The sequence below is a fragment of the Baaleninema sp. genome, from assembly GCF_049974805.1.
Classification (GTDB): domain Bacteria; phylum Cyanobacteriota; class Cyanobacteriia; order Cyanobacteriales; family Geitlerinemataceae; genus Baaleninema.
Map to the genome: position 1 here is coordinate 14977 of NZ_JBNGCO010000067.1, position 12233 is coordinate 27209.

At 52.9% G+C, this 12233-nt stretch carries 8 protein-coding genes; 3 read left to right on the plus strand and 5 right to left on the minus strand.

What is annotated here, in order from left to right; genetic code table 11:
* Positions 1-433: 433 nt before the first annotated feature.
* From rpoD to ACP5D4_RS13645, 3 genes are all read right to left on the minus strand, one after another.
* Positions 434-1669, minus strand: a complete 1236-nt coding sequence (gene rpoD, locus ACP5D4_RS13635) for an RNA polymerase sigma factor RpoD (protein WP_428012167.1) — start codon at positions 1667-1669, stop codon at positions 434-436.
* Positions 1670-2179: 510 nt separating this feature from the next.
* A complete protein-coding gene (locus tag ACP5D4_RS13640) occupies positions 2180-2878 on the minus strand; it encodes a polysaccharide deacetylase family protein (protein ID WP_428012168.1) in 699 nt (232 codons plus the stop codon).
* Positions 2879-2993: 115 nt separating this feature from the next.
* A complete protein-coding gene (locus ACP5D4_RS13645) occupies positions 2994-4220 on the minus strand; it encodes a hypothetical protein (protein ID WP_428012169.1) in 1227 nt (408 codons plus the stop codon).
* 99 nt (positions 4221-4319) lie between these two features.
* On the opposite strand from ACP5D4_RS13645, the gene ACP5D4_RS13650 reads away from it, so the two are divergent.
* On the plus strand, positions 4320-4604 hold the full coding sequence (locus tag ACP5D4_RS13650) for a DUF427 domain-containing protein (RefSeq protein ID WP_428012170.1): 285 nt from the start codon (positions 4320-4322) through the stop codon (positions 4602-4604).
* Between the two features lie 23 nt (positions 4605-4627).
* Here ACP5D4_RS13650 and ACP5D4_RS13655 read toward each other — a convergent pair whose 3' ends face one another.
* The gene (locus ACP5D4_RS13655) at positions 4628-6739 is read right to left on the minus strand and encodes an ATP-binding protein (RefSeq protein ID WP_428012171.1); all 2112 of its coding nucleotides are present in this window, start codon (positions 6737-6739) and stop codon (positions 4628-4630) included.
* 296 nt (positions 6740-7035) lie between these two features.
* Between ACP5D4_RS13655 and mutS the strand changes: the two genes are divergently transcribed.
* Positions 7036-9744, plus strand: a complete 2709-nt coding sequence (mutS, locus tag ACP5D4_RS13660; protein ID WP_428012172.1) for a DNA mismatch repair protein MutS — start codon at positions 7036-7038, stop codon at positions 9742-9744.
* A gap of 377 nt (positions 9745-10121) precedes the next feature.
* Entirely contained in the window at positions 10122-11090 is a 969-nt protein-coding gene (locus tag ACP5D4_RS13665) for a DUF928 domain-containing protein (protein ID WP_428012173.1), read from the plus strand.
* 83 nt (positions 11091-11173) lie between these two features.
* On the opposite strand, the gene ACP5D4_RS13670 is transcribed toward ACP5D4_RS13665, so the two are convergent.
* Positions 11174-12082, minus strand: coding sequence for an XDD3 family exosortase-dependent surface protein (locus ACP5D4_RS13670; RefSeq protein ID WP_428012174.1), 909 nt, complete (start codon positions 12080-12082; stop codon positions 11174-11176).
* Between the last annotated feature and the right edge of the window lie 151 nt (positions 12083-12233).

Here is a 12233-nt window from a genome sequence, read left to right on the forward strand (position 1 = left end):
TAGTAAGTTGATTTTTTAGTCAATAATTTCGGCAGACTATTGTTGAAGGTTGATTTTGCCTCAAAAAATAAAATAATCGTCAAAAATTTAACCCCCTTAATTTAACAAGCTTTTACAAAGCTTTTACAAAGTCTTAAAAAAAACCAAAAAAATGCTATCGATCGCATCAATTCGTCTCAAAAAGTTACGTAATTTCACGTAGCTTTATTCCGTATGTTTACGGCGACTTTCAACTCGAAAAAACACAGAACTTGTATCGATCGACCCCACTTAAAACAGGCTCTCTCCCGCCAAAGCCCTTCAAAATTCGCCCAAAACCAACAATCGCGCCAGCATTTTCCTCTCGACGGAGAGAAAAACCACTGACGCAACCGTAGTTTATAAATCCCGATAATCGTCGATTTAAGCGAGCTGCGGGATAAAAATTGAGAAATTACCGAATATATTCTTTCAGGATGCTGTTGCGGTTGGGATGGCGCAACTTGCGAAGAGCTTTGGCTTCGATTTGACGAATCCGTTCCCGAGTCACATTGAAAATCTGACCGATTTCCTCGAGAGTTTTCATGCGTCCGTCGTCCAAACCGTAACGGAGGCGCAGAACGTCCCGTTCTCGGGGGCTGAGAGTATCGAGAACGCTTTCCAAATCCTCCCGAAGCAAGCTTTTCGACACCTGATCTTCAGGGGTTTCGCCGTCGGATTCAATGAAATCCCCCAAACGAGAATCCTCTTCCTTCCCGATAGGCGTTTCGAGGGAGATAGGAAGTTGAGCGGATTTGGCGATAAACCGCAGCTTCTCGATGGTCATTTCCATACGAGTGGCGATTTCCTCTTCCGTCGGCTTGCGTCCCATTTCCTGAGACAACAGCTTCGTCGTTTTCTTAATGCGGGAAATGGTTTCGTACAGGTGAACCGGGAGGCGAATCGTTCTCGACTGATCGGCGATGGCGCGAGTAATGGCTTGTCGAATCCACCAAGTGGCGTAAGTCGAGAACTTATAGCCTTTTTCGTGATCGAATTTTTCCGCCGCGCGAATCAGTCCCAAACTTCCTTCTTGAATCAGGTCTTGGAAGGATAAGCCGCGATTCATGTATTTTTTGGCGATCGACACCACCAAACGCAGGTTCGACTGAACCATTTTATCTTTCGCGCGACGGTCTTTATACAGGCGAGAGCGGAAAGACGAACAAACTTTACGGCTTTGCGACGTCCAGGCTTTCTCGGTTTCGGGATCGTCGAGTTTCTCCCGTACCGCCGGCCAGACGTATTTATCCGTATCGGGTTTCGTCCCTTGCTCTTCTAAGTGTTGTTCGCGGATGGGGTCTCCCAACCACGCCAGTTTCGCCCATTCTTGAGCCGTCGGTAAGTCTCCCGTTTCTTCCTCGAAACGAGCTTGAAGAGATTCTAGATAGAGTAAATCTTCGATCAGACGCGCCAGTTCGATTTCCTCGTCAGCGCGAAGCAAACGAATTCGTCCGATTTCTTGCAGGTAAAGACGAATCGAATCTTCGGTGTAATGTTTCTTTTTCGCCTGAGTTTTACGCTTCGATCGCGTTTTTCCCGGCTTGGCTCCCTGCACTGCTGCTTCGGGTTCCACGTACTCGTCAGAATCCGAATCCGAATCCGAGTCCGAGGTTTCGAGAACTTCGTCCGGTCGGACCTCATCTTGCATGAGCAGGTCGATTTCGTTCTCAGGCTGGTCAACACTGGCGATTGTGTTTTGTTTGATAGCAAGTACGTTGTTAGCCTGGGTCATGCCGCGTTCCTCATGTTCGTGTGATTCAACTGATGCAATTGAAGTTGCGTTAATTCGCGCGATCTCAGGTGATGCCTCGTATCGGCGATCAAGCTGTTGAGTAAAAAAGCTTTCTTAGCTTAACTCAAGTTTTCTCAAGTGCGATCGACTCCCGGTCTTCGAGTCAAAGTTTCCCTCGGCTTAGACCTATCCGAAATCGCCTCACACTGAGAGGGGAAAAATGCCTTTCCGATTGTAGCCGTTTTCACTAAAAACGTTCGATCGAACATGGATTGAACTTCCCCTGATGGATATCGAGCGAGATTCGCCGTTCCATGTTAGCAATATCCTTCGATTTGGCAAGTTTGAAATATGTACGAGATCGTAAGGGAAAGGCAACTCGCTCCTTGGCAGCCCTTAAGTGTAAGTTAACGCAACTTTCTGGGTCTAGCCACTAGGTTGGCAGAGTTTAAATTGCCATAGCCAGTCGATAGTAACAAATCGATACGTTCGCCGATGCAATTCTTCGATAATCGATCGCGCCGTGTCGGCGGCGTCTTCTCCTCCAAAAGCGCCATCGTGCAAGACCACCAGGGAACCGGGGCGAACTTGACGCAAAACCCGATCGACCACCTTCTCGACGCCCGGTCGTACCCAATCCTCGGGAACCACACTCCACATGACCGGACGGTAGTTCCAACGATGCAGAGAAGCCAGAGTTGGCGGCGTAAACAGACCGTTGGGGGGTCGCACGTCGCGGACGCGATGCTGCACCCAAGAAAGGGGTCGATCGATGGCCTCGGCGATGGCGAGTTGATTGCACTCCAAACTGAGTCGTAATTCCTCGAGGGTCAAACGAGGAAACGATCGATGGGTGTCGCCATGTAAACCCATCCAGTGACCGCCATCGAACACGGCTTTGGCGATATCGGGATAGCGACGAACGCAACTCCCCAAGCTAAAGAAACTAGCCACGATCCCGAATTTTTCCAAAACTTCGAGAACTTGCAGCGTATGTTCCGGGTGCGGTCCGTCATCGAAGGTCAACGCCACCACCGGTTCCGAACTATCGATCGACCACAAACAACTCGGAAACCTCGGCGCGAGAACGCGATACAGAAGCGGATACAACGGCGCGAATTGCATTTTTCCGGTGATGAGGTGAGGAAGAGGTGAGGCGGTGAGGAGGTGAGGAGAGAATAGTACGTCATCCGGTCATCTCCAAATCCCATCCTCTCATCATCACCTCAACACCTAGACTCTAGCGCAACAATTGATATTCTGTGATTTTCGCCTGAGCGATTTCGTAAACTTCCGTACCGCTGGGAATGCGTTTTAAATAACTTAAAGCCGCCTCGAACTGTTGGTTGACTGCTAAATCAAAGGCTTTTTGTAGCAGCCAGGTGGCGCGAAGGTTGCGTTGGCGTTGGTATTGTGCCAATTTCGGCGCGACTTGTTCGTAAGCGGGAGTTCCTGGGGGAATTTGCTGTAAATAGGTCAGTGCGGTAGAAAAGTCTTTCGCCGCCGCGCGATCGAAGGCTTGCTGAAGCAGCCAAGCCGCGCGAACGTCCCGTTTTTGGCGGTATTCGGCAGTTTTCGACGCTACGCGATCGTACAGAGAACTGCCTTTGGGGACGCGATCGAGCGCCTGTAACGCCCCGTGAAAATCGCGATCGCGCCCGCGATCGAACGCCACTTGTAACCATTCGTAAGCTTCGGCGTCCAAACGCGCTTGAGCTTGTTCGACGACAGGAGAGATGCGATCGCGCAACTCCTCAAATTCGGGAAGATCTTCCGACAACAACAGTACCCGCTGCCACTGTCCCCTCTCAAACGCCGCTTCAATCGCTTCAGCTTTCGCCGTAGCAGCTTGCCAAAGCCGTCGCCACTGGGCAATTTGCGCCTGTGCGTCCTCGTAAGCGTCGCTGTCGGGGGGAATGCTTTCCGCCAGGGCGATCGCCTCAGAAAACTGACCGCGATCGAGGCGATCGTCGGCCTGTTGTAACACCTGTAAATCTCCCGCAGGCGAGGCAAAGCGAAGCAAATAAGCCCCCGCTAACAAGGCCAACAAATTCACACCCAATCCCACCGCTAAACCCGTCGAAAACAGGGAATCCTTTTCAGAACCGACACTCGAACCGACACTCGATCGATTCCCCGACTTCCGCGATTTCGCCGACGTAGAATTTCGAGAGTTTCGGCGCGATCGTCGAGATGGGGGAGGCGATGGAGACGCTTGGGGCGATACCTCCACCGTCGGCGGCGTCGCGTCGGGAGAAGGGAGTCTCATCACCACCGAATCCCGCACTCGCAGCGTATTCGAGTTATCCTTGTCCCGGCGCAGCCAATCCAGCAACAGGAAGGTTCCGTCGTCTTCCTCCTTAATCACTCCTTGAACGGACGTAGCATCAGGGTTATCGTCCGGAGAAGAATGGTATTGGAAGTACAACATCGACTGGCGTTCTTCAGCGTTTCGAGACTGCTCCATGAGAAATACAAGGTTTCTAGGGCGGTTTCCGGCAATTTTCAGCAGCATTGGAATTGCTGCTACTAGAATACGATCGAACGCGATCGAAAGGATAATTCTATGCCCAAAGCCATCTGGAACGGCGTCGTCGTCGCCGAAAGTGAAAACTGCGAACGAGTCGAGGGAAACTACTACTTTCCCCCAGATTCGATTAAATCCGAATATTTCAAGCCCAGCGACACTCACACTTCCTGTCCCTGGAAAGGCGTCGCCAGTTACTACACCCTCGAAGTCAACGGCGAACAGAACCCCGACGCCGCCTGGTACTACCCCGAAGCCAAAGCCAAAGCGAAGCATTTCGAGGGGTACATCGCCTTTTGGCGTGGGGTGAAGGTGGAAGCATGAAGTGAAAGCGTCAAAGTGGAACCTTAACAGTTGGCGTCGGACAAAACCCGGTGAGTACCGCTGTTGGGTGACGACTCCACCCGAGACAAATATAGGGGAAGACAAATCTTAAACTGCGTTCCCTCACCGAAACCCGTCGTATAAGACAAGTGACCTCGGTGGTTTTGTTCCACAATTTGATAACTCACCGCCAGTCCCAAACCCGTCCCCTGTCCGACGGGTTTCGTCGTGAAAAAGGGATCGAACAGCTTCGGTTTAGCAGAATCGGGAATCCCGATTCCGTTGTCGGAAATACGAATCACCACCCGATCGCTCCCCTCGAGTTCGGTGTCGATACAAATCGTCGGGGGCTGAGTTCCTCGTTCTTCATCAGTACAATGGCGATCGCGTTCGTCGATGGCGTCGATGGCGTTGGTAAGGAGGTTCAAAAAAACCTGGTTCAGTTGACCTGGATAACATTCAACGAGGGGGAGATGGCCGTAATTTTGAATCACGTGGATTTGAGGTCGATCGCCGCAGGGATTGAGGCGGTGTTGCAAAATCGCCAAAGTACTGTCGAGTCCTTCGTGAATGTCGACAGCTTTGAACTCCGCTTCGTCCAGGCGAGAAAAGGTTCGCAGCGATCGAACCACATCGCGAATGCGCTCGGTTCCCATCTTCATCGAATCGAGAACTTTGGGAAGATCTTCAATGGCGAACGCCAACTCTTCGTCTTCGAGTAACTGAAGGATTTCAAGAGGCGGATTGGGGACGTGATGTCGGTAGGCGAACACTAACGACAGCAGAGTTTCGCTGTAATCTTGCAGATGGACGAGATTCCCGTAAATGAAATTGACGGGATTGTTGATTTCGTGTGCGATTCCCGCCACCATCATCCCCAAACTGGACATTTTTTCGCTTTGAATCAGTTGGGCTTGGGTCTGGTGTAGTTGTTGCAGGGTTTGTTCGAGTCGTTTGGCGCGATCGCGGGTTCGGGCTTCGGAAACGCGATAGGCGGTGTTGGTTTTGCGGAGTTCTCGGGCGAGGGCTTCGGTATGGAGGGTTCGCCGAATCGACATCCACAAATAGACGACTAAAACGCTGGTTCCCAAACTTCCGATGGCCAAGGTCGCCAAAGACGCCCAAGGAACGCGATTCCAAGAGGAATTCGGGACGACGAGAATCGTCCATTCGCGATCGGCCACGTTGAGCGATCGCATACAGGCGGTTCGATCGCTGCTGTAAGGACAAGTTTCCGGGAGGGGATAGCCCGCTTCTTCTTCCCTCTGAGGGCGTCGCGGGTTCCAGTAGGATTCTAAGGGTTTTCGCGGAGGCGGTGGATTGGAGACGCGATCGAACAGTTGGCGTTCTTTCGCCGCATATCCCATCAAAAAACCCTCCCGGGAATCGAGACTGGGTTTTTGGAGTTGGGAATCGAGACGATCGACCGATAAATCGTACAGGTAAATATCGAGATCTCGCAGGTTGAGACTGGCGAGGGCGGTTCGGAAAAAGTCCGATTTCGGGTACAGGGCGAAAACTACGCCACTGGGGGACTCTCTCCCCTTCACGGGTTGGTAAAATAGAAAACCCACCTCACCCTCGGGAAGCGTTACAGACGGCTCGATCGACAGTCGTTGTACCAACTGAGTTTTCCCTGAGTCCAACAACGGCGCCAGATCGCAATCGAGCCAAGTCGTGGAGTTCTCAGCCGGTTCGATGGCTGCGATCGCCAGTGGTTCCCTCTCAGCTTGAAACGACGAGATTTCTGCAAAACAGGCCTTGGCTGCGGCCTCGTTCTCCCGCCACTGCGCCCAGCCTAGATGAAAGTTTTGCGGATAACCCACGAGTAACTGTTGGGAAAATTGCGCGAATCCTTCGTCCGTCAACGCCTCTGAGGTACTATAGAAGGCATTGAGAGCGCCTACGAGTTGCGTCGCCCCATCCACCTGTTGTTGCAAAGCAAACGTCACTGCATCCGCTTGTCGATCGAACAGTTCTCGGGCGCGATCGCGTTCCCACTGACGCACGAATTTCGCCCCCGCCACAGAAGCCGTCAACCCCACCCCCAGCGCGATCGCCAACGGAACGTACCGCCGCCACGGACGAGGCGATCGAACCTCTTGTTCCGCAAATTTATTAAAATATTTTTTCAATAAATCTCGGCGAAAACCCCTAATCACAAGCCCCAAAAACCTTGCATTTGCGTAAGTATTCGTAGAAATTCCGGAATTTTTGTCAAATATAACCCTCCCATTAAATGATATAGATTCTCAATTATATCAATAGAGAGAGTCCGTCGCAACATTGGATAACGGCTTTGGGGGATGCTCGATGGCCGCCCCCACAGACGCGCCCCCAAACTTAGAGAAACATTGAGAAGTCTCGGCCGCGACCCGAACGACCCATTAAACTAGAAACTTGTTCCGTCACTGCCAACCGAGAAAACTCGATGAGTGCATCCGCGCGACCCGACCCCCGAAAAAGCCTCGACAGCCAAATCCCCAACGCAGACTATCGGCAAGTGAATCGGGAAGACCTCACGCCGATGATGCAACATTACGTTCAGACGAAAGAAGACCATCCTAACGCGGTGGTGTTGTATCGCGTCGGCGACTTCTTCGAGTGCTTTTTTCAGGATGCCATTACCGTCTCGCGGGAACTGGAACTAGTTCTCACCAGTAAAGACAGCGGAAAAAAGGTCGGTCGAGTTCCCATGACGGGAGTGCCGCACCACGCCCTCGATCGCTACTCAGCCATGTTAGTCGAAAAAGGCTTCGCCGTGGTCGTGTGCGACCAAATCGAAGACGCAGCGACGGCGGCTTCGGAACGGCGCATGGTGGAACGACAAATCACGCGGATTATCACCCCCGGAACCGTCATCGAAGACGGAATGCTCAACGCCACTCGCAACAACTTTTTGGCGGCGATCGTCATCGTGAAAAATAACTGGGGGTTGGCCTACGCAGACATCTCCACAGGCGAGTTTTACACCACCGCTGCGCAGCATCTCGAACAATTGGCGCAAGAATTGCTGCGACTGCAACCGTCGGAAATCTTGATTCCCACCAACGCCCCCAATCCGGGGAGTCTCATCCGTCCCGGCGAAGCCTCCGAAGAGTTACCGAAAGAACTCCCCACACAGTTTTGTTACTCGTTGCGGCCGCAACAGCCCTTTAGTTCCGCCGAAAGCAAACAACGGCTGTTGCAGCGGTTTCAGCTGCGCTCCCTGGAAGGGTTGGGATGCGATCGACTGCCCCTAGCGGTTCGCGCCGCTGGCGGATTGCTGGAATACTTAGAAAATACCTTCGAGCAGGATTTTACCGATCGCCGCAGCGGGGCCAACCAAGAATCCCGTAAAATTCCCCTGCAACTGCTCAAAACCTACGCCATCGCCGACTATCTGGTACTGGATTCCCAGACGCGCCGCAACCTGGAAATCCTCGAAACCGTGCGAGACGGAACCCGCTACGGCTCCTTACTCTGGGCCTTAGACAAAACCCGGACGGCCATGGGATCGCGGGCCTTGCGTCGCTGGCTGTTACAACCACTGCTGAGCGTGCGGGGCATCCGCGCCCGACAGGATACCATTGAAGAACTGGTAGAAAACCCCACATTACGCCAGGACTTGCAATATTTACTCCGTCAAATTTACGACTTGGAACGGCTCACCGGACGGGCCGGTTCGGGAACCGCCAACGCGCGGGATTTGGTGGCCATCGCCGATTCGATCGTCAAACTCCCCGAACTGGCCGAACTCGCCGAAAAAGGCAAATCTCCCTATCTGAGCGCCGTTCAGAAGGTGTCGCCGGACTTGGAAGCCTTGGGGCGCAAACTCCACGCCCACCTCGTAGAAGCGCCGCCGCTGCACTTGAAAGAGGGGAATTTGATTAGACCGGGAATCAACCCGCAACTGGACGAAATGCGGGAAATGGTGGGAGGCGATCGCCAGTGGATTGCCAATTTGGAAACCAGCGAACGGGAACGAACCGGAATCTCGAACCTGAAAGTCGGATTTAACAAGACGTTCGGGTACTACCTCAGCATTCCGCGATCGAAAAGCGATCTGGCGCCGGAACACTACATCCGCAAACAAACCCTCACCAACGAAGAACGCTACATCACCCCCGATCTCAAGGAACGAGAAGCGCGAATTCTCACCGCCCAAGAAGACCTCAACCGCCTGGAATACGAACTGTTCGTGCAGTTGCGGGCAGAAGTGGGAGAACGGGCCGAACTCGTGCGCCACGTGGCGAGGGCGGTGGCGGCCTTAGACGTACTGTGCGGCTTGGCGGAACTGGCCACAGAACAGGGCTATTGTCGCCCGCAGGTGGTGGAGTCGCGGGAAATTACCATTGAAAACGGCCGTCATCCGGTGGTGGAACAGTCGCTTCCGCCCGGATTTTTCGTTCCCAACTCTGCATATCTAGGATGTGAGGAGACGGGAAACCGACCGGATTTGATTATCCTCACCGGACCCAACGCCAGCGGGAAAAGTTGCTATCTGCGACAGGTGGGGCTGATTCAATTGATGGCGCAAACGGGAAGTTTCGTTCCCGCTGAAGCGGCGACGCTGGGGATTTGCGATCGCATTTTTACCCGCGTCGGGGCGGTGGACGATTTGGCCACGGGACAGTCCACTTTTATGGTGGAAATGAACGAAACGGCGAACATTCTCAATCACGCCACGTCTAACTCCTTGGTGTTGTTGGACGAAATCGGACGGGGAACCGCCACCTTTGACGGACTGTCGATCGCCTGGGCGGTGGCGGAACATTTGGCCGCCGAGGTGCGATCGCGGACGATTTTCGCCACCCACTACCACGAACTCAACGAACTGGCGTCGATTTTGCCCAACATCGCCAACTATCAGGTAACGGTGAAGGAATACCCCAACGAAATCGTGTTTCTGCACCAAGTCCGTCCCGGCGGTGCCGATCGATCTTACGGGATCGAAGCCGGACGGTTGGCGGGGTTACCTTCTTCGGTGATCGATCGCGCCCGCCAAGTGATGGGACAGATCGAAAAACACAGCAAAATTGCGGTAGGCTTGCGAAAAGGCGCCTCCAAAGGAAGCGTCAAGGAGAAAAACGGTAAGTACCACGTTGGCGAACCGTCGTTGGCCGAACAATTGGATATTTTCAGCGACGAACTCTCTTAGACGAGAATTCGGCGAATTCAGGGAATTCGATCGATTGGCGATCGAATCAAACTCAGGAGCAGCCCGAGAGAACTCTGGGTGAAGTCCGATGACCAAAGATTGAGGGTTTCAAGTCCCGCCCTTTTAGGGCGGCATTTGAATGCTAAACTGAAGTCAGTCCGGTGCCGGGTGATTCGTCGGTAGCCCAGCCCGTAAAGGGTCTTTAACGACCATTGCGACACCGGTGCTGAGGTGCGAGAGACCTCTTTAAAAACGCAAGCACTCAAAAGAGTCGCGAGACCCGAAAAGTCGAGCATTTGCTCAAATGCTTTCTAACGTACCGTGGGGCGCACGGAAACGTAAAGCCTGGGGAGATCGGACCTCTGGGGTCTTCAGCCATGGTCTTAAAAACATCCAGTCGGAGAGTTGAAGGGGAATGGGTTCGAGTCAGCAAGTTGGCTTGGCGGAGATTTAAAGGTGGATCGACGAACCAGGAATCCCCCCGCCTTCAGGCGGGGGAGAACGTCAAACACTCTATTAACCTTTACAAATTCAGCCGTCGATCGCTATCTGCGCTCGCCATCGCCGCCTTAGCGATCGAGCTTTCGATATCCTCAATAAGAGCCGAAGAATTTCAACCCCCCGATCGCGGAACCCCCGGACGCTTAGAAGGGGCCGGAACGCGGCTTCTGGAACCCGAGGATTTCCAACCGCCCGACGAAACCCTTTTAGACATCACGCGAGGCGCGTGCGACTTAAACCTCGACGAAACGTCAACCCCCCTAACCCCGTTAGTACCCGAAAGCGATTTCGGCATTACCTTACAAGGCTATCCCACCTTTTTCGTCTACGTACCCGAACTTCCCGACACGGCGGCGATCGAATTTGTCGTCACGGAATGGGAGTTTATCGAAACCGAATCGGGAACCGAGGTGTTCGATCGTGACCTTTACGCCACCACCCTGGAACCCCCCGAAAACGCGGGAATTTTGCCCTTACCCCTTCCGCCCCGAGACGACGCCGGAAACCCAGTCGAACCCTTACAAGTCGATCGAAACTATACCTGGTTCCTGCGCGTCATTTGCGACGCCGAACATCCCACCCGTTACGGACCCGATATTTGGGTCGAAGCCTGGGTAAAACGGTTGAATCCGAGTGCAGAGTTCGCCGCGACGCTAGAAACGGCGACGCCGCTACAACGTCAAGAACTCTACGCAGAAACCGGAGTTTGGTACGATGCTCTCCAAACTTTGGTAGAACTGCGCCGAGACGAAACCGCTACAGAAGTCGATGAGACTTGGCTCGAGTTGTTGAACTCCGTCGGATTGGTAGAGTTAGCAGACGAACCGATATCGATCGATCGCTAAGTTCGCAAGAGATAAACCCGATATCGTCGAGATACCGGGTTCCTAGCTGAAATCGAGAAGTTCACAAAAACAGTCAAACGAACCTAAGCAGCTTGTTCGCGACGTTTGAGAAGACCCAAACCCCCGACGACTAACAACGCCAACGCCGAAGTCGGTTCGGGAACGCTTTCAGTAGGAGGCTCTTCCTCATAAGGAGCCAAGTTCCCCGCCATCACCACACCGTCGTTGAGGCATTCTGCGAACAAGTGTGCCATGAAGTCGCCGTCCGGTAACAGATCTCGATCGAAGCTGAAACCGAAGGTATGGTTGCCACTGGCGCCAAAATGACCGAAATCTAAGCCAGCCGAACTCAAGGCTGCCCCGTCAAGCAGGGCGATATCGCCGGCTTTCGTTCCCGAAGCGATCGAATTGGGCAACCTGTAATTGGTATCGTAGCCATTGCCGAAGTAGGCGTCGGCGTCACCGTACTGGTTCAGATCGCCGAGAGAGGCGCTACCGCCTTTGTTGCTAACGCTGTTGCGATGGTGTTTGAGATGACGGAAACCGCTATTGGCTTTAGCGACGTTGCGTCCGGTAACGTTGGTATAGACGCCCAGTTCGGGAGCGCCAGAGTCGCTGTTGGTGGCGAAGTGAACGCCGAAGAAGTTGCTGTCAGCCTGGGTTTGCTGGGCGTTATCCCCCGAGAAGTTAAAGAACAAATCGCCATAACCAATATGTTTGTCGCTCGCGTAGCTAGAAGACACACCGTCTAAAGACAGATTGGAATTGATTCCAACATACACTTGGTCGTCAACTTCAGTTAACGCCATGCCATAGAATTCAAAATTACTATTTTCGCCGATAGTTCCGAGGTTGTAACCATCGTTGAACGAGTCAATGGTGTAGTTCCAGCCGTTATACATACTTCCAGCGTTGGCCGGAGCAATGCCGAGGCTAAGGGAAGATAAGACAACGCTGGCCGTGAGGATAGAGGTTTTCGTGAAGAGTTTCATGGGTCGGGTAATCCTGGGTGATTCGAGTTTCTATAAAACCTTTAAGACAAAAATGATTTGTCTACATACAGCTTGGCTTACCCCCGAAGGAAACTCGTAATTAGTCACCGCAAGAAGAAGCAGGTATTGACAATCGTGGCAAGTGGAGTAG